This is a genomic window from Pseudomonas sp. GW821-FHT07E12 (assembly GCF_058986605.1).
The window spans coordinates 13,974-30,795 of the sequence record NZ_JBYSVX010000029.1 but is presented as its reverse complement, the minus strand read 5'-3'; the positions used below and the strand labels follow the sequence as shown (position 1 = coordinate 30,795).

Annotated in this window: 18 protein-coding genes; 5 read left to right on the top strand and 13 right to left on the bottom strand. The window is 66.3% G+C overall.

Annotated features, from left to right (window positions below; all coding sequences use genetic code 11):
• Positions 1 to 37 precede the first annotated feature (37 nt).
• Positions 38 to 514: a hotdog fold domain-containing protein gene (locus tag AC3WJE_RS15195; RefSeq protein WP_493731657.1), complete on the top strand. Its 477-nt coding sequence runs from the start codon at positions 38 to 40 to the stop codon at positions 512 to 514.
• On the opposite strand, the gene AC3WJE_RS15190 is transcribed toward AC3WJE_RS15195, so the two are convergent.
• Positions 515 to 868 carry a DUF1304 domain-containing protein gene (locus AC3WJE_RS15190; protein WP_493731656.1) on the bottom strand — a complete coding sequence of 118 codons (354 nt, stop codon included), beginning with the start codon at positions 866 to 868 and terminating at the stop codon, positions 515 to 517.
• A gap of 38 nt (positions 869 to 906) precedes the next feature.
• On the bottom strand, positions 907 to 2,289 hold the full coding sequence (locus AC3WJE_RS15185; RefSeq protein ID WP_493731655.1) for an NTP/NDP exchange transporter: 1,383 nt from the start codon (positions 2,287 to 2,289) through the stop codon (positions 907 to 909).
• A 169-nt stretch (positions 2,290 to 2,458) separates the two neighbouring features.
• On the opposite strand from AC3WJE_RS15185, the gene AC3WJE_RS15180 reads away from it, so the two are divergent.
• Entirely contained in the window at positions 2,459 to 4,057 is a 1,599-nt protein-coding gene (locus AC3WJE_RS15180; RefSeq protein ID WP_493731654.1) for a GMC family oxidoreductase, read from the top strand.
• 215 nt (positions 4,058 to 4,272) lie between these two features.
• Entirely contained in the window at positions 4,273 to 5,646 is a 1,374-nt protein-coding gene (locus tag AC3WJE_RS15175; protein WP_493731653.1) for a serine hydrolase domain-containing protein, read from the top strand.
• Between the two features lie 240 nt (positions 5,647 to 5,886).
• Here the strand turns inward: AC3WJE_RS15175 and AC3WJE_RS15170 are convergent, their stop codons facing one another.
• From AC3WJE_RS15170 to nudE, 10 genes are all read right to left on the bottom strand, one after another.
• On the bottom strand, positions 5,887 to 6,300 hold the full coding sequence (locus tag AC3WJE_RS15170) for a hypothetical protein (protein WP_493731652.1): 414 nt from the start codon (positions 6,298 to 6,300) through the stop codon (positions 5,887 to 5,889).
• Positions 6,301 to 7,118: 818 nt separating this feature from the next.
• Positions 7,119 to 7,511, bottom strand: a complete 393-nt coding sequence (gene gcvH, locus AC3WJE_RS15165) for a glycine cleavage system protein GcvH (RefSeq protein ID WP_493731651.1) — start codon at positions 7,509 to 7,511, stop codon at positions 7,119 to 7,121.
• A 136-nt stretch (positions 7,512 to 7,647) separates the two neighbouring features.
• A complete protein-coding gene (gene gcvT, locus AC3WJE_RS15160) occupies positions 7,648 to 8,754 on the bottom strand; it encodes a glycine cleavage system aminomethyltransferase GcvT (RefSeq protein ID WP_493731650.1) in 1,107 nt (368 codons plus the stop codon).
• A gap of 139 nt (positions 8,755 to 8,893) precedes the next feature.
• The gene (locus tag AC3WJE_RS15155; protein WP_493731649.1) at positions 8,894 to 9,325 is read right to left on the bottom strand and encodes an NfeD family protein; all 432 of its coding nucleotides are present in this window, start codon (positions 9,323 to 9,325) and stop codon (positions 8,894 to 8,896) included.
• Positions 9,326 to 9,328: 3 nt separating this feature from the next.
• Positions 9,329 to 10,297 (bottom strand): SPFH domain-containing protein, encoded by a 969-nt coding sequence (locus tag AC3WJE_RS15150; RefSeq protein ID WP_493731648.1) that lies wholly within the window; start codon positions 10,295 to 10,297, stop codon positions 9,329 to 9,331.
• A 56-nt stretch (positions 10,298 to 10,353) separates the two neighbouring features.
• Positions 10,354 to 10,656 carry an Mpo1-like protein gene (locus tag AC3WJE_RS15145; RefSeq protein ID WP_493731647.1) on the bottom strand — a complete coding sequence of 101 codons (303 nt, stop codon included), beginning with the start codon at positions 10,654 to 10,656 and terminating at the stop codon, positions 10,354 to 10,356.
• Between the two features lie 48 nt (positions 10,657 to 10,704).
• The gene (locus AC3WJE_RS15140) at positions 10,705 to 11,028 is read right to left on the bottom strand and encodes a YnfA family protein (RefSeq protein ID WP_493731646.1); all 324 of its coding nucleotides are present in this window, start codon (positions 11,026 to 11,028) and stop codon (positions 10,705 to 10,707) included.
• Entirely contained in the window at positions 11,025 to 11,855 is an 831-nt protein-coding gene (gene mazG / locus AC3WJE_RS15135; protein WP_493731645.1) for a nucleoside triphosphate pyrophosphohydrolase, read from the bottom strand. The genes AC3WJE_RS15140 and mazG overlap by 4 nt, the downstream gene beginning before the upstream one ends.
• A 167-nt stretch (positions 11,856 to 12,022) precedes the next feature.
• On the bottom strand, positions 12,023 to 12,829 hold the full coding sequence (gene cysQ, locus AC3WJE_RS15130) for a 3'(2'),5'-bisphosphate nucleotidase CysQ (RefSeq protein ID WP_493731644.1): 807 nt from the start codon (positions 12,827 to 12,829) through the stop codon (positions 12,023 to 12,025).
• On the bottom strand, positions 12,826 to 13,374 hold the full coding sequence (gene nudE / locus AC3WJE_RS15125; RefSeq protein ID WP_493731643.1) for an ADP compounds hydrolase NudE: 549 nt from the start codon (positions 13,372 to 13,374) through the stop codon (positions 12,826 to 12,828). Before nudE ends, cysQ begins: the two co-directional genes overlap by 4 nt.
• 113 nt (positions 13,375 to 13,487) lie before the next feature.
• Between nudE and bioA the strand changes: the two genes are divergently transcribed.
• The gene (bioA, locus tag AC3WJE_RS15120; RefSeq protein ID WP_493731642.1) at positions 13,488 to 14,879 is read left to right on the top strand and encodes an adenosylmethionine--8-amino-7-oxononanoate transaminase; all 1,392 of its coding nucleotides are present in this window, start codon (positions 13,488 to 13,490) and stop codon (positions 14,877 to 14,879) included.
• Entirely contained in the window at positions 14,870 to 15,601 is a 732-nt protein-coding gene (locus tag AC3WJE_RS15115; protein WP_493731641.1) for a 16S rRNA (uracil(1498)-N(3))-methyltransferase, read from the top strand. The genes bioA and AC3WJE_RS15115 overlap by 10 nt, the downstream gene beginning before the upstream one ends.
• A 743-nt stretch (positions 15,602 to 16,344) precedes the next feature.
• Here the strand turns inward: AC3WJE_RS15115 and AC3WJE_RS15110 are convergent.
• Positions 16,345 to 16,818, bottom strand: a complete 474-nt coding sequence (locus AC3WJE_RS15110; RefSeq protein WP_493731640.1) for a chemotaxis protein CheW — start codon at positions 16,816 to 16,818, stop codon at positions 16,345 to 16,347.
• Between the last annotated feature and the right edge of the window lie 4 nt (positions 16,819 to 16,822).

The window sequence follows — 16,822 nt, the reverse complement described above, 5'->3', positions numbered from 1 at the left end:
GGCTTCGGCCCGCCGTTTTCGCATCCGGATTCCGAACATGAGCAAGCTGCTTTCGCTGTACCGGCGGATCACCCGCTGGCCTGCCGGCCATTGGCTGTTCTCGCGTGCGATCTGCCTGAAGGCACCCTACTTCGCCACGATCGCGCCGCGCATCACCGTGCTCGAACCGGGTCGTTGCGAAGCGACCATCGCCCATCGCCGCCGCGTGCAGAACCACCTCGGCACCGTGCACGCGATCGCGCTGTGCAACCTCGCCGAGCTGGTCGCCGGTGTCATGGTCGATGCCAGCCTGCCGGGTTCAATGCGCTGGATCCCGAAAGGGATGCAGGTGGAGTATCTGAAGAAGGCGACCGGCACGATGCATGCCACCGCGCTGCCGGCGGTGCCGCTGCGCGAATCGAGCGAGGGTTATGACCTGCCGGTGGAAGTCGTCGTGCGCAGCACGGCCGGCGAGGCCGTGTTCCAGGCGCGGATCATGATGTGGGTATCGCCACGCCAGCGCGCGGCGGCCTAGTCAGACGCCCAGCCACAGCAGCACAAGCGCCAGCGCGGCCGGTGCCGCCTGCACGAACAGGATGCGCCGATTGACGCTCCACGCGCCGTACAGGCCCGCCACGACCACGCAGCCCAGGAAGAACGTCGCGACGTCGGCGCGACCGCTGATCGCGCCCCAGGCCAGACCTGCAGCCAGGAAGCCGTTGTAGAGCCCCTGGTTGGCCGCCAGCACGCGCGTGGCCTGTGCCTTCTCGGGCGTGTTGCGGAAGGTCTTCAAGCCCCGCGGATGCGTCCACAGGAACATCTCCAGCACCAGGATGTACAGGTGCAGGGCAGCGACCAGAGCGGTGAAGATCGTGGCGAACAGGGGCATGTGGAACGTCCTTGAGAAAACAATGGATGGGAGGTCGATCAACCCGTCGCACGTGCAGCCGGTACATCAGCGGCCATTTCATCACCTTCCTGCCCGGCAGGCAGTTGCTGCGCCGCACGCAGCAGCCGCCAGGCGCCTGCGGTCATGCCCAGCGCCAGCACCAGCCCGGCGACGAACACCGCCCTGGACGAACCCAGCAGCGACAGCCCCTTGTGCAGCCAGCCGAAGCTGAGGTCGCCGCCACGGTAGATCACCGTATCGATCGCCGCACCGGCCTTGTAGCGCCATTGCCGGCCGACCCGCGTGTAGATGGTCTCGCGCGCCGGCTTGGCCAGCGCGAACTCGCCAGTACGCACGACCACCTGCACCACCGCCACCATCAGCGGCAACGGCGAAGCCGCCAGCACCGCGTAGCCGACGATGATCGCCGCCCCCGGGATCAACAGCGCCGGGCCGATCCCGAAACGCGACAACAACGTGCGCGTGATCGTCAGCTGCAGCAGCAGGGTCAGGCCGTTCACCGCCAGGTCGATGTTGGCGTAGAACTGCGCGCTCGCCGCCGGGTCGGTGTACAGACGTCGCACGATCGCCGCCTGTTCGTTGTAGAGCAGCGTGCCGACGCCAACGCCGAACAGCACCATCACCGCGAGCCAGCGCAACACCGGCTCGCGCGCGATCAGCTTCAATCCGCCGAGTATGTCGCCGCCCATCGGGACCTCGCCCGACACCAGGTTGCGTTCACGCTCGCGCTTCACCGCCCAGCCACGCAGCCGGAAGATGCACAGCATGCATATCGCCAGGAAACCGGCCGACACCAGCATCATGCTGCCGACGCCGAGTTGCCCGACCAGACTGCGCACCAGCACCGGACCAAGCAGCGCACCGATCGTGCCGGCCGCGCCGATGTAGCCATAGTAGGCCCGCGCCTGCCCGCTGTTGAACACATCGGCCATGAAGCTCCAGAACACCGCCACCGCGAACAGGTTGAACACCGCCAGCCACAGGAAGAACGCCATGCCCCGGCCTGGCACGTTCCAGTGGAACATCGCGTAGAACACCAGCAGCGTGGCGATGAAGAACCCATACACCACCGGCAGGAACACCCGGCGCGGATAGCGGCTGACCAGGAATCCATATGCCGGCTGCAACAGCAGCATGGTCAGGAAGGTGCCGGTGAACAGCACCTGCAGGGTGAAGTTGCCCAGTTCGATCCCGTGCGTGGTGAAGAAGGCGATCATCGCCGGCGGGAACACCGTGGCCACGTCGGCGGAAGCGCCCATCGCCTCGCGCACCGGCCGCAGCACGTAGTAGCCGCTGAGCAGGCAGAAGAAGTACACGAAGGCCCAGATCAGCGGCGGCGATTCGCGCAGCGCCTCGCGCAACCGTGCCGACCAATGGCGTGTGTCCGGGGGCAGGTTCATGGCGTCCCTTCCGGCCGTGATGGGAGACGGGAAAAACTCATCAAGAAACAGGTTCCGGACGGACAAGCGCGCAAGGTATCCGATGCACCGCAGCATCGCCAGCGTCGCGCCGGCATGGCACTGTTCCGTCGCCATCGGCCTCGACAGGCCGATACCTTGGGAGAGGCAGATGTACGACTACGTGATCGTCGGCGCCGGCTCGGCCGGCTGCGTGCTGGCCAACCGACTGAGCGAAGACCCGACCTGCCGGGTGCTGCTGGTGGAAGCCGGTCCGCGCGACCGTCATCCCTTCATCCACATGCCGGCCGGACTGGCACGGCTGGTCAACAACCGTCGCATCAACTGGAACTTCACCACCCAGCCCGAGCCGCAACTCGGCGGACGGCGTCTGTGGTGGCCGCGTGGCAAGGTGCTCGGCGGTTCCAGCTCGATCAACGCGATGTGCTACGTGCGCGGCGTACCGGCCGACTACGACGGCTGGGCCGCTGCCGGCGCCGAGGGGTGGGACTGGAACAGCGTGCTGCCGTACTTCCGCCGCAGCGAGGCCAACCAGCACGGCGCGGATGCACTGCATGGTGACGACGGCCCACTCGCCGTCTCCGATCTGCGCCACCACAATCCGCTTTCGGAGGTCTTCATCGCCGCCGCGCAGCAGGCCGGCTATCCACGCAACGACGACTTCAACGGCTCCCGGCAGACCGGCGTCGGCTATTACCAGGTCACCCAGAAGGATGGCGCGCGCTGCTCCAGCGCGGTCGCCTACCTGCGACCGGCTAAAGGACGCCGCAATCTCGACGTGGTCTGCGGCGCGCTGGTACGCCGCGTCGTGTTCGAGGGTGGACGCGCGACCGGCATCGCCTATGCACAGCGAGGCGCCGAGCATCAGGTGCAGGCCGCGCGCGAGGTGATCCTCTGCGCCGGCGCGATCAATACACCGCAGTTGCTGATGCTTTCCGGCATCGGGCCAGCCGCTGAACTGTCCACCCTGGGCATCGCCCCGCAGCTGGATCTGCCCGGCGTCGGCCGCAACCTGCAGGACCACCTGGACATCTGCACGCTGCGCCATACCCGCCCCGGCCTCAGCTACGACCGCACCAGCGAGATCGCCATCGCATTCGACTACTACCTGCGCGGCCGCCTTGGCGCCGGCACCAGCAATGTCGCCGAGGCCGGGGGATTCCTGCGCTCGTCGCTGGCCAGCGATGCCCGCAACGACGTCCAGCTGCACTTCGTCCCGGCGATGCTCGACAACCACGGTCGCCATCGCCTCCCCGGCGACGGCTTCACCCTGCATGCCTGCTTCCTGCATCCACGCAGCCGCGGGCGGATCACGCTGGCCGATACCGATCCGGGGAGCGCGCCGCTAATCGCCGCCAACTACCTGACCGACGAGGCCGGCTTCGATCTGCGGATGATGGTCGAATGCGCACGCCTGTCGCGCGACATCCTGGGACAGCCTGCCTTCGACGGATTCCGCCGTGCACCGATCTTCCCCGAGCGCGACGACCTTGACGAGGCCGGGCTGATCGACTTCGTCAGGCGCAAGGCCGAGACCATCTACCACCCGGTGGGGACCTGCCGCATCGGCATGGATGCGCACGCGGTGGTCGATCCATCACTGCGGGTACACGGCATCGCCGGCCTGCGCGTGGTCGATGCCTCGGTGATGCCGACGCTACCGAGCGGCAACACCAACGCCCCGACGATCATGATCGCCGAGCGCGCCGCCGACCTGATCCGCAATCGCACACCGCCGCCAAGCGCATGACGTCGGCAAGCCTGCCCACACGCCCTGGAGAACACCGCATCCGGCCGTCCGCCGCCGTTTCCGCGTTCGTCGCACCCGGCCGCTGCTTCACGCCGTTTTGATCCGGTAAATCTTGGTTTTTCAATGTGATGCCCATTCATTCTTGCCCTGTTTGTGCAATACAGAAATGCAGCGCTAGAATCCGGGGAGGTGGTAGCCCTTTGACGGATAGGCGTATGAAAAAGAAGAGCAGGCATCGGCGTATGCGGCCGGTCGCATCGGGGTTGCTCGGGATCCTGATCCCGTTCGCACTGTCCTCCACGGCTCAGACGCCCTCGCCTGCCACGCAGTCACTGCAGTCATTCGCCAGCTCCGTGTCGTCGACCCAGCCCGCGCCCTACCGCACCGCGCTGGGCCAGAACGTGCAGGCGCCGGCCGCCGGCTTCAACGTCGCCGAGTTCGAGGCGATGGCCGACCAGCTCACCTACGGCCAACGCGTTCCCGGTCTGGCGATGGCCATCGTCCAGGGCGGCCACGTGCTCAGCGCGCGCGGTTACGGCGTCACCAACGTCAACCAACCCGAACCGGTCGATGCGCATACCGTGTTCCGGCTCGCATCACTGTCCAAGGCCTTCGCCGGCACGATGGCGGGGCTGCTGGTCAACGACGGCCTGCTGCGCTGGGACAGCAAGGTCACCGACTACGTGCCGGGCTTCCAGCTCAGCAATCCGGAAGCGACCCGCCAACTCACCGTCGCCGACCTGCTCAGCCACCGCGTCGGCCTGACCCGCAACGCTTACGACCGCGACGTCGAATCCAACGCCGATTACTACACCCTCACTCATCGGCTCTCCTCGGCTCCGCTGCGCTGCGCGCCGGGCGAGTGCTATGCCTACCAGAACGTCGCCTTCAGCCTGGTCGGTGACGTGGTGTTCGCCGCCTCGGGCAGCTTCTACGAGCAGTCGGTGGAACGCCGCATCTTCAAGCCGCTCGGCATGAACGACGCCAGCCTCGGCCTGGCCGGCATCCAGGCCAGCTCGCGCTGGGCGCGTCCGCACGTGCGCAGCCGCAACGGCTGGGTCTCACTGACACCCAAGCCGAGCTACTACCGCCTGGCGCCCGCCGCCGGCGTCAACGCCAGCGCCAGCGACATGGCGCAGTGGCTGCTGGCACATACCGGGCATCGTCCGGACGTGCTGCCGGCACCGTTGCTGGCGACGTTGCATGCCTCGCTGATTTCCACGCCCGGCGAAATGCGTTCGGGCTGGCGCCATGAACGCGTCGACTCGGCCGGCTATGCGCTGGGCTGGCGGGTGTTCGACTATGCCGGCCACCAGGTGGTGTTCCATGCCGGCGCGGTGCAGGGCTATCGCGGCCTGGTCGCCTTGCTGCCGGAGCGGGACCTGGGCATCGCGATCATGTGGAACGGCGAGAGCGGCCTGCCTTCCGGCCTGATGCCGACCATCCTCGATCGTGCGCTTGGCCTGCCGACGCAACGCTGGCTGGACATCGACGTGAACGATGACTTCGGCAGCGACAACATCCTCGCCGACAAGCCCGACCCGAAGAAGGGCTCCTCGTCCAGCAAGTCGGTAGCCTCGCCGCGCTGAAGCGGCACCGCAGCTACCCGCGCGGCAACCGCCGTGCCGAGCGCATCGCTACGCGTCTGGATGGCAAATAGTCGCCGCCCCTGGACCGACCGGAAACGCCGCGCGCCTCCCGCATTGCGGCTGGGAGCAGAACCGGACCGAGCCGGGCCCGCATAACACCGCAACAGATCGCTCATAAAAAAACTCCCTCCCCGCTGGGCACCGGGGAGAGAGTTTATGGAGTACTGCGACCGAGATCGGTTAGATCAGCGGCGCCGGGGTTGCCGGCAGTGCGACCGGAGCGGCCTTCTTCTTGCGAGCGACCGGCTTCTTCTTGGCAACCTTCTTGGCAGCCGGCTTCTTGGCAGCCTTCTTGGCGGTCTTCTTGACGGCCTTCTTGGCAACCTTCTTCACCGCCTTCTTCGCAGTGGTCTTCTTGGCGACCTTCTTCACTGCCTTCTTCGCGGTCTTCTTGACGGCCTTCTTGGCGACCTTCTTCACCGCCTTCTTGGCGGTCTTCTTGACAGCCTTCTTGGCGACCTTCTTCACCGCCTTCTTCGCGGTGGCCTTCTTAGCTACCTTCTTTACCGCCTTCTTGGCGGTAGCTTTCTTGGCAACCTTCTTCACCGCTTTCTTGGCGGCGGGTTTCTTCTTCGCAACTTTCTTCGTGGCCATGAGATGGCTCCTCGTCAGTGAACTATGGAGTTAAAACGCCCAGTGGAACCAAGCCCGCGGCGATGGACTGCCTGCGGGAACCGTCGGCATGCGGGGCATGACTCGGCGGATACAGAAACACCCGCGTCAGACGCCGACGCGGGTGCTTGCTCGGGAACGATGCTGCTTTTCTCGGAGGGAAGCTGACCCAACTCCACCATCGAAGGCTTGCCGGTGGATGTACGGGTTGTGCTTGTCGCCAGAATGTCGATTCGACTCACTCTCTTTCGGCAGCATCGTCTGCTGGGGCGAAACCTAATCACGGTTTTTTTTACTGTCAACACTCGCGCGCAATTTTTTTTCGGGGCCTGCCCGGGCATGCCCGGCAGCGGCGGCGCGTACTGGCGAAAGAAGCGCCACCGCCATCACCTGCATCCACGCGCCATTGCAGACACGCTTGAAAAAATAAGCTTGTTTTCAGCTGTTCTCGCTCGGCGCATCGGCTGCAGGACATGCACATGGACATACAGCATCGCCACGCGCAGATGCCGTCTGGAACCGCAACCGCAACTGTCTAGCGCCTGAAAATTTTTTTCGTCGGCGACGCCATTCCGGCGTCGCACAAGCTGAAATGCGCAAACTTCGAACGCCTCGACGCCACATCGAAGCATCGCTTCCAACCACCTCCACGCGCCCGCGAGTGTCCACACGACGTCTACGACGCGGGTATCGGCTCGATCGCATCACGCGACCATCACGCTCATCCACACGCATCGCCGGAAATGGAAACGGCCGCTTGCGCGGCCGTCTCGGACACCACCAAAGCAGCGCGGAAGGACTCAGTCCTCGTCCGCGAGCAGCTCGGCGTAGTCATCGGGCGAGAGCAGCTCGTTGAGCTGGTCGGTATCGCTGATCTCCACCACGAGGATCCAGCCGTCGCCGTAGGCGTCCTCGTTGATGGTCTCCGGCTTGTCGCTCAACGCCGAATTCACCTCGACCACCGTGCCGGAGACCGGGCTGTAGACATCCGAGGCCGCCTTGACCGACTCGACGACGGCCGCAGCGTTACCGGCCTCGAGGGTGTCGCCGACATTCGGCAGCTCGACGTAGACCAGGTCGCCCAGCAAGCCCTGCGCATGATCGGAAATGCCGATGGTGACGCGGCCATTGCCTTCGACACGTGCCCACTCGTGGGACTTGAGGAACTTGAGGTCGCCAGGGATCTCGCTCATGGAATGCTCCGGGAAAACAGGGTTCGGGACGGGATGCTAGTTTAACCGGCAGTTGCGGCGAAGCAGCAGCCGGAGGGCGACATCGTCGCGGCATGCACGGACGATGCACCTATATATAAGAGAGACGGCAGCGCGGTCAGCCGAGCACGCCCGGTTGCGCCTCGCCATCGCGCACGAACGGGAACTTGACCACGCGCACCGGCACTTCCTTGCCACGGATGTCCACGCGCACCTCGCCCGGCTCGCCGGCCGGTACGCGCGCGAACGCGATCGCCTTGCCCAGCGTCGGCGAGAACGTACCCGACAGGATCTCGCCCTCGCCATTGGCGGTGAGCACCTTCTGGCCATGGCGGAGCACACCCTTCTCGTCCATCACCAGACCGATCATCTGGCGCGGCGCACCGGCGGCCTTCTGCTGCTCGAGCACGCTGCGACCGATGAAGTCGCGACCTTCGTCCAGCGTGATCGTCCAAGCCAGTGCCGCCTCGTACGGCGACACCTGCTCATCCATGTCCTGGCCGTAGAGATTCATGCCGGCCTCCAGGCGCAGCGTGTCGCGCGCGCCGAGTCCGGCCGCCTGCACGCCAGCCTGCAGCAATGCGTTCCAGAACGCGACCGCCTGGTCTTCCGGCAGCACGATCTCGAAGCCGTCCTCACCGGTGTAACCGGTGCGGGCGAGGAACAGCGGCACGCCATCGATCGAGGTCGTCTGCAGCGCGGCGAAGCGGCCCAGCTTGTTGGCCGCGACGCGGTCGGATTCGACCAGCAGTCCGATCACCTTGGCGCGGGCGTTCGGTCCCTGCACCGCGATCATCGCGAAGTCCGGACGCTCCTGTACCCGTACCTCGAACGCGGCGGCCTGCTCGCCGATCCACGCCAGATCCTTCTCGCGAGTGGCGGCGTTGACCACCAGACGGAAGAAGTTCTCGGCCTGGTAGTAGACGATCAGGTCGTCGATCACCCCGCCGTGGGCGTTGAGCATGCAGCTGTAAAGTGCCTTGCCCGGCAGCTTCAGCTTGTCCACCGAGTTGGCGAGCAGGTGGCGCAGGAACTCGCGCACGCGCGCACCATGCAGATCGACCACGGTCATGTGGCTGACGTCGAACATGCCGGCGTCGCGACGTACCTGGTGGTGCTCGTCGATCTGCGAGCCATAGTGAATGGGCATGTCCCAGCCACCGAAGTCGACCATCTTGGCGCCGAGCGCGCGATGGCTGTCGTTGAGGATCGTCTTCTGGGTCATGGCCGGAGTCCGTAAAAGAAAGTCCGGCATTATCCCATGCGGCCGCGACGGATGACCCGTAGAAGATCAAGAGCCGTCCGGCGACGGCCCTTGCGAATCCCCCATCCCGGAGCGCTTTACAACAGCCGCAGGCTGGTCATCACGGCTCGACCACCTTCAAGGTCATGCCATCCACCGCCACCACTCGCACTGCGGCACCAGCCGGCAGGTCGGGGCCGGCGACGACCCAGAATGAATCGTCGATCTTGGCGCGGCCGCGGCCATCGCGGATCGGCTGGTCAAGCGTGACCACGCGACCGACCAACTGCTCGGCACGACGGTTCAACAGTGGCCGGTCGCTGGGGCGGTCGCCCCGGCGGAACCAGGTGCGATAGACCTGGATCGAGACGAAGCTCAGCAGCACGAATGCGACCACCTGCAGCAGCAGCGACGTGCCCGGCACCACCAGCACGCCGACGAACACCACCACCGCGGCGAAGCCCATCCACAACATGAAGGCGCCCGGCGCCATCGCCTCGGCGGCGAACAGCAGCAATGCCACTGCCGCCCAACCCATCACGTCCCAGCGCATGGCTCAGTTCCCGAAGCGCGACGGCGGTGGCTGCGGCCGCGACGGTGCAGGCGCTCCACCCGGCTTGGCCAGTGCTTCCTTGGCCAGCTCGGCGATACCGGCGATCGAGCCGATGATGCCGGCCGACTCCATCGGCATCAGCACGAACTTCTGGTTCGGCGCGGTCGCCAGTTCCTTGAACGCCTCGACGTACTTCTGTGCGATGAAGTAGTTGATCGCCTGCACGTTGCCCTGGGCGATCGCGTCGGACACCATCCGCGTCGCGTTGGCTTCGGCCTCGGCCGAACGCTCGCGCGCCTCGGCATCACGGAACGCGGCTTCCTTGCGGCCCTCGGCCTCCAGCACGGCCGCCTGCTTCTCGCCCTCGGCACGCAGGATCTCGGACTGACGCACGCCCTCGGCGTCAAGGATCGCCGCGCGCTTGTTCTGCTCGGCCATCTTCTGCTGCTGCATCGACTGCACCAGGTTCTGCGGCGGCTGGATGTCCTTGATCTCGATGCGGGTGACCTTGATGCCCCACGGATTGGTGGCGTGATCGACCACGTTCAGCAGCTTGGCGTTGATGGTCTCGCGCTGGCTCAGCGATTCGTCCAGGTCCATCGAGCCGATCACGGTACGGATGTTGGTCTGCACCAGTGCGATCGTGGCCACTTCCAGATTGGCCACTTCGTAGGCCGCCTTGGCCGCGTCCAGCACCTGGAAGAACACCACCCCGTCCACGCGCACCACCGCGTTGTCCTTGGTGATGACGTCCTGGCTGGGCACTTCCAGCACCTGCTCCATCATGTTCACTTTGCGGCCGACGCCATAGACGATCGGGATCAGGAAATGCAGACCCGGCGTCATCGTCTGGGTGTACTTGCCGAAGCGCTCCACTGTCCACTCGTAGCCCTGCGGCACCATCCGCACGGTCTTGAACAGCACCACCACGCCGGCGATCAATACCACCAGCGCCAGGAATCCACTCGACATCTGCCCTCTCCTTTATCCGAAATAATGCGTGGAGCCAGTATGCCGGATGCCCGGCATCAGAACGGGATGCGCCGCAACACGATGTCGCGGAACATCACCCAGTCGCCGATGAAGGAATACAACGGGTGGCGGAACGTCGCCGGGCGGTTCTTTTCGAAGAAGAAGTGCCCGACCCATGCGAAACCGTAGCCGCATACCAGCGCCGCCAGCAGCCAGCCGGGCTGCCCGCGCAGGATAGCGACCAGCACCAATAGCAGCACGCCGCAGCTGCCGACGAAATGCAGCCGGCGCGAGGTGCGGTTGGCGTGCTCGCTGAGGTAGAACGGATAGAACTCGCGGAAACTGCTGAAACGTTTCATGGGCGTGCCCTCCGCGCCCAGCATACGTCGCGGCGCGGGCGGCGGCGATCAGGCCGGGCGCGGCGACAGCATGATGACCGCCATGCCGAGCAGGCACAGGCCGGCGCCGAGCAGGTCCCAGCGGGTCGGCGTGACCGCGTCCACCCACCACAGCCACAGCAGCGCGGAGGCGATGTAGACGCCCCCGTAGGCGGCGTAGACACGCCCGGACGCGGTCGGGTGCAGGGTCAGCAGCCAGACGAACAGCGCCAGGCTGAATGCGGCCGGCAGCAACAGCCACACGCTGCCCTGTTTGCGCAGCCACAGGTACGGCAGGTAGCAACCGACCAGTTCGGCCAGCGCGGTGAGGGAGAACAGCAACAACGTCTTCATGCAGAGGTACGTTCGGCCAGCTTCGCGCGCAGCCAGTAGCGCTCCTGTTCCTCCAGCGACAGCGCGCCCAGTGACGTGCCGTCTGCGGCGGCCGCCGTTTCCATCGCACGGAAACGGCGTTCGAACTTGAGATTGGCATGGCGCAGCGCGGCGCCCGGATCGACCTGGGCGTGGCGTGCGAGGTTGGCGCAGACGAACAGCAGGTCGCCGATCTCATCCTGCAGGCGTGCGTGGTTGTCCTGCACCGGGCCACGTGCGAATTCCTCGCGCACCTCACCGATTTCCTCATGCAGTTTGTCGATCACCGGCTCCGGGCCGGGCCAGTCGAAACCGACCCGCGCCGCACGCGCCTGCAGCTTCACCGCGCGCATCCACTCCGGCAGGCCACGCGAGATACCGGCCAGCGCCGAGTCGTCGACCTGCCCGGCGTCCTGGCGTTCCTGGCGCTTGATCGCTTCCCAGTTGGCGCTGACCGCGTCGGCATCGTCGGCCGCGGTATCGGCGAATACGTGCGGATGGCGGCGGATCAACTTGTCGGAGATCGCCGCGACCACATCACCGAAGCCGAACGCGCCCTGCTCGGAAGCCATCTGCGCATGGAACACGACCTGCAGCAGCAGATCGCCGAGTTCGTCCTTCAACCCGGCCAGATCATTGCGATCGATCGCGTCGGCGACCTCGTAGGCCTCCTCCACCGTGTACGGCGCGATCGTCGCGAAGGTCTGCTCCAGATCCCACGGACAACCGCCGTCGGGATTGCGCAGGCGCGCCATGATGCGCAGCAGCTCGGCGACGTCGCGCCGGTCGGGGTTGCTCGGCTGGTCCACGCCAGTTGCTCCGGCAAGAAAGAAGGCGTCATTGTAGGAGCGGCTTCAGCCGCGATGGGGCGTTCTCATTTAAATCCCCGCACATGGCTGTGCGGGCTTTCGCAGAGGGACCTGCACGCATGAAAGCCCCATCGCGGCTGAAGCCGCTCCTACAGAGTGCTGTGTTCCTACGGCGTTTCCAGCCAGCTGCGCCACGGCAGCGAGGTATCGCCGAGCGCGATGAAATCGCCGTTGAGCAGCGTGTCGCGGCGGTTGTAGCGGAAGGTCTTGCCGGTCGCGGCTGCCACCAGCGCGCCGCCGGCCGACAGCAACACGCACTGCCCGGCGGCGGTATCCCACTCGGAGGTGGGACCGAAACGCGGGTACACGTCCAGATCGCCCTCGGCGATCCGGCAGAACTTCAAAGAGGAACCCTGCGCGAGCAGTTCGATCTCGCCCATCCGTGCCAGCGCTGCCTCGGTACGTGCATCGCGATGCGAGCGACTGGCAGCCACGCGCAGTGGTGCATCGGCGGGGCGGCGCACGCGCAGTGCGGTATCGAACGCGCCATCACGGCGGTAGGCCTGCTCGCCGCGCATCGCGTGCCAGACGCGCCCGTCCACCGGTGCCTGCACCACGCCGAATACCGGCGTGCCCATGTGGATCAGCGCGATGTTGACGCTGAATTCGCCATTGCGCTTGATGAATTCGCGGGTGCCGTCGAGCGGGTCGACCAGCCAGTAGCTGGTCCACTGCTGGCGCGCTTCCCACGGCACCGCCGCCGACTCTTCCGACAGGATCGGCAGTTCCGGCGTCAACCGGGTCAGACCCTGCACGATGACGCGATGGGCGGCCAGATCGGCCTCGGTCAACGGGCTGCGGTCGCTCTTGGTCTCGACCTCGAAGTCGCGCGCGTAGACCTCCATGATCGCCGCGCCGGCATCGGCCGCGATCGCGATCACTGTCTCGCGCAGATCGGGGGTCAGGCGGATCATGCGTGCTGCCCCAACCATTCGCGGGCGATGAACAGCGCCGCCAGCGAGCGGCCTTCGGAGAAGTCTTCGCGCAGCATCAGTTCGTCCAGTCGGGCCAGCTTCCACGGCACCACGTCCAGCTCCTCCGGTTCGTCGCCGGGCAGGCGCTCCGGATACAGATCGCGCGCCACCACCAGCCACGACTGGTGGCTCATGTAGGTCGGCACCAGCGTCATCGCGCGCAGCACCTGCAGCTCGCGCGCGCCGTAGCCGGCCTCTTCCTTCAGCTCGCGGTCGGCGGCCTGTTCGGGCGTCTCGCCGGCGTCGATCCGGCCCTTGACCAGGCCCAGTTCGTAGCGATGCACGCCGGCGGCATATTCGCGCACCAGCAACACCGTCTCCGGGTCCAGCATCGGCACTACCACTACCGCGCCGTGGCCCTGGCTGAGCTGACGGTGGTAGAGCCGGCGTTCGCCGTTGGAGAACTCCAGGTCGAGCTGCTGCCGGCGCAGTGCGCCGTCACCCACTTCGGTGACCTTGTGGATGATCGGCAGGGAGCGGCTCATGACCACCTCGCAGCGCAACGGACGGCCGGGCCGGGCCAACGCGACCTGCTTGGGAGCGGCTGACACGCCCTGGATACAATGCGCGGATGCAAGAACATGTCCATGAATCCGGAATGCTAGCAGACGCCACCGACGCGGAGCGGTCCGCCGACTGGCGCCGGCGCGACCTCGATGTGCTGTGGCATCCGTGCACGCAGATGCGCGAACACCCCGACATCCTGCCGCTGGTGCCGATCGCCCGTGGCGAGGGCGCCTGGCTGATCGGCCACGACGGCCGTCACTACCTGGATGCGGTCAGCAGTTGGTGGACCAACCTGTTCGGTCATGCCGAGCCACGCATCGGCGCGGCGATCGCGCGCCAGGCCACGCAGCTGGAACAGGTGATGCTGGCCGGCTTCACCCATGAGCCGGCGGTGCAACTGGCCGAGCGCCTGCTGGCGATCGCGCCGCGCCAGCTTGGTCGCGCACCGCTGGCCAAGGTGTTCTATGCCGACAACGGCTCGGCCGGCGTGGAAGTGGCGCTGAAGATGGCCTTCCACTACTTCCGCAACCGCGGCGAGCAACACCGTACCCGCTTCGTCGCGCTGGAGAACGGCTACCACGGCGAGACCATCGGCGCGCTGTCGGTCGGCGACATCCCGCTGTACCGTCGCGTCTACGCGCCGTTGCTGGCCGAAGCGCTGTTCGCGCCCTCGCCTGACGCCTATCTGGCCGAACCCGGCCAGTCCGCCGCCGAGCGCGCCATGCAGGCCGCCGACGCACTGGCCAACCTGTTCGACCAGCACCCGGGCGAGATCTGCGCGGTGATCCTGGAGCCGCGTCTGCAATGCGCCGGCGGCATGCGCATGCACGATCCGGTCTACCTCAAGCGGGCCCGCGAACTGTGCGATGCGCACGGCGCGTTCCTGATCGCCGACGAGATCGCCACCGGCTTTGGTCGCACCGGCACGATGTTCGCCTGCGAACAGGTTGGCGTCATGCCGGACCTGCTGTGCCTGTCCAAGGGCCTGACCGGCGGCTTCCTGCCGCTGTCGGCGGTGCTGGCGACGCAGGAGCTGTACGACGCCTTCCTCGACGACTCGCGCGAACGCGCCTTCCTGCACTCGCACAGCTACACCGGCAACCCGCTGGCCTGCGCGGCGGCGCTGGCGTCGCTGGACATCTTCGCCAGCGATGACGTGCTCGAACGCAACCGTGCCACCGCCGAGACGATGCGGCGGCTGGCCGCGCCGTTCCGCGACCATCGCCACGTCGCCGACGTGCGTCAGGCCGGCATGGTGGTCGCCTTCGAGCTGACCCGCGACGGCGACAAGCGCACCCCGTTCCCGGCCGCGGCGCGGGTCGGCTTGCATGCGTACAAGGCGGCGCTGGCGCGCGGCGTGGTGCTGCGCCCGCTCGGCGACATCCTGTACTGGATGCCGCCTTACTGCATCGACGAGACGCAGCTGGCGCTGCTCGCCGAAACCACGCTCACCGCGATCGAGGAGGCCACCGCATGCGCGTGACCCGCTGCCATGTCGAACAGACGCTGCAGGCCGGCAGCGAGATCACGCTGCCGGAGGACGCCGCCAACCACCTGCTGCGCGTACTGCGGCTGCGCGAAGGCGACGGCTGCGTGCTGTTCAACGGCGACGGCCATGACTACGCCGCCACGGTGGTCGCCACCGGCAAGCGCGATGCGCGGGTGCGGATCGAATCGGCACAACCGCTGACGAACGAATCGCCGCTGCGGATCACCCTGGTACAGGGCATCGCGCGTGGCGAGAAGATGGACCTGATCCTGCAGAAGGCGACCGAGCTGGGCGTGGCCGCGGTGATCCCGGTCAACGCCGAACGCACCGAGGTCAAACTCGATGCCGAACGCACCGCAAAGCGCATGGTGCACTGGCACAGCGTGATCGTCTCGGCCTGCGAACAATCCGGCCGCGCGACGCTGCCCACGCTGGCGCCGCCGACGGCGCTGGCACAACTGGCGGCGCAACTGCCGGGCAATGCGCTGCGGCTGACGCTGGATCCGCAGGGCGAGCACGGGCTGAAGACGATGATGATCGATGTGCCGCAGGTGGTCGTCGCGATCGGACCGGAAGGCGGCTGGTCACCGCGCGATCGCGAGGTGCTGGCGCAGGCGGGTTTCCAGGGTTTGCAACTGGGGCCGCGCATCCTGCGTACCGAAACTGCGGGGCTAGCGGCGATTGCGGCGCTGCAGGCGCGGTTTGGGGATCTTTAGTTAGCGCACCGCCGGGGGCGAGTATTGCGTCACTCCGCGTGGGTCGGTGCAGGGTGACTTCCGGCGTGATCGGATCGAAAGTCGCTGGGTCCCCGCCTGCGCGGGGACGACGGTAGAGAGATGGCTGCGACGGTTGAGGTTGAGGTTGAGGTTGAGGTTGCGGTTGCGGTTGCGGTTGCTCGTGATTTTGCTTCTGTAGTTGCCTTGGACTTTGACTTACCCGGGGCCCCCATCCGCAGCGACGGAGCCAGCGGGATTTTCTGCCGCGGCATGGATGCCGCGTCAGAAAATCCCGCTGGCGCAGTGCACCCGTAGCGCAGCGAAGGGCGCGAGGACTGGGGCGTGTTTCTTTGGGTTACGTTTCTTTGCACGAGCAAAGAAAGGTGACTCGCTCCGAAGGAGCGAAAGCTGTTGCTGTTGCTGTTGCCGTCACTGCAACCTCAGACCTAGAAGCAACGTCCATGGATCCCCGCGTTCGCGGGGATGACGGTAGAGAGATAGCGGGAACGGTAGAGAACTGGTGCGGAAGTCGCTGGGTCCCCGCCTGCGTGGGGACGACGGTAGGGAGATTGCGGTTGCCGTTACCGTTGCTTCAATTAGCAAACCGAAGCATCGCTGGGAAAGCTCGTCGGGACTGAAGTCCCTCCCACAGACCCACAAGACTCACAGACAATCACGACACTAAGCGTAAAGCCCCATTGCGGCTGACGCCGCTCCTACACGGCGTCCAGAGGAACCGACCCTCAAGCCGCAGCCGGCAGCGCCTCCAGCACACTCGCCTCGATCGCATCCAGATCCGGCAACAACGCACTCTGCTCACCCAGCAGCACCCGCATATGCACCCCCTGCGGCAACGCATCTTCCGATGCGTCGGCCAGCAGGCCATCGCGCGGCACCGAGATCAGCTGCGGGAACGAAGTCGTCAACAGCGCGAAGTACGGCAGCGACGGATGTCCGCCGAGCGCCTTCAGCACGATCACCTTGTTGTTGACCGCAGGCGGCTCCTCGCCGAGACCGCTGAGGCGCACCAGCGACAGCAGCGGCACCTTCCAGCCGTGCCAGGCGATCTGCCCGACCAGCCATCGCGGTGCCTCGGTCACCGGCTCGACCGGCACCCGCGACATCACCTCGGCGACGGTCGCATTCGGAAGCAGCAGACGCTCCGGCCCGACCTGGATCAGGACACCGCGGATCTCATCGTTGTTGGCGTAGCTCATGGCA

Bases quoted from the DNA above. Each gene is read 5' to 3' on its own strand.
- AC3WJE_RS15195 (WP_493731657.1), top strand. From the start codon at position 38: ATGAGCAAGCTGCTTTCGCTGTACCGGCGGATCACCCGCTGGCCTGCC.
- AC3WJE_RS15180 (WP_493731654.1), top strand. From the start codon at position 2,459: ATGTACGACTACGTGATCGTCGGCGCCGGCTCGGCCGGCTGCGTGCTG.
- AC3WJE_RS15155 (WP_493731649.1), bottom strand. From the start codon at position 9,325: ATGCGCTGGGACGTGATGGGTTGGGCGGCAGTGGCATTGCTGCTGTTC.
- AC3WJE_RS15170 (WP_493731652.1), bottom strand. From the start codon at position 6,300: ATGGCCACGAAGAAAGTTGCGAAGAAGAAACCCGCCGCCAAGAAAGCG.
- gcvH (WP_493731651.1), bottom strand. From the start codon at position 7,511: ATGAGCGAGATCCCTGGCGACCTCAAGTTCCTCAAGTCCCACGAGTGG.
- AC3WJE_RS15115 (WP_493731641.1), top strand. From the start codon at position 14,870: ATGCGCGTGACCCGCTGCCATGTCGAACAGACGCTGCAGGCCGGCAGC.
- cysQ (WP_493731644.1), bottom strand. From the start codon at position 12,829: ATGATCCGCCTGACCCCCGATCTGCGCGAGACAGTGATCGCGATCGCG.
- bioA (WP_493731642.1), top strand. From the start codon at position 13,488: ATGCTAGCAGACGCCACCGACGCGGAGCGGTCCGCCGACTGGCGCCGG.
- AC3WJE_RS15175 (WP_493731653.1), top strand. From the start codon at position 4,273: ATGAAAAAGAAGAGCAGGCATCGGCGTATGCGGCCGGTCGCATCGGGG.
- AC3WJE_RS15185 (WP_493731655.1), bottom strand. From the start codon at position 2,289: ATGAACCTGCCCCCGGACACACGCCATTGGTCGGCACGGTTGCGCGAG.
- AC3WJE_RS15190 (WP_493731656.1), bottom strand. From the start codon at position 868: ATGCCCCTGTTCGCCACGATCTTCACCGCTCTGGTCGCTGCCCTGCAC.
- AC3WJE_RS15150 (WP_493731648.1), bottom strand. From the start codon at position 10,297: ATGTCGAGTGGATTCCTGGCGCTGGTGGTATTGATCGCCGGCGTGGTG.
- AC3WJE_RS15145 (WP_493731647.1), bottom strand. From the start codon at position 10,656: ATGAAACGTTTCAGCAGTTTCCGCGAGTTCTATCCGTTCTACCTCAGC.
- gcvT (WP_493731650.1), bottom strand. From the start codon at position 8,754: ATGACCCAGAAGACGATCCTCAACGACAGCCATCGCGCGCTCGGCGCC.
- nudE (WP_493731643.1), bottom strand. From the start codon at position 13,374: ATGAGCCGCTCCCTGCCGATCATCCACAAGGTCACCGAAGTGGGTGAC.
- AC3WJE_RS15140 (WP_493731646.1), bottom strand. From the start codon at position 11,028: ATGAAGACGTTGTTGCTGTTCTCCCTCACCGCGCTGGCCGAACTGGTC.
- AC3WJE_RS15110 (WP_493731640.1), bottom strand. From the start codon at position 16,818: ATGAGCTACGCCAACAACGATGAGATCCGCGGTGTCCTGATCCAGGTC.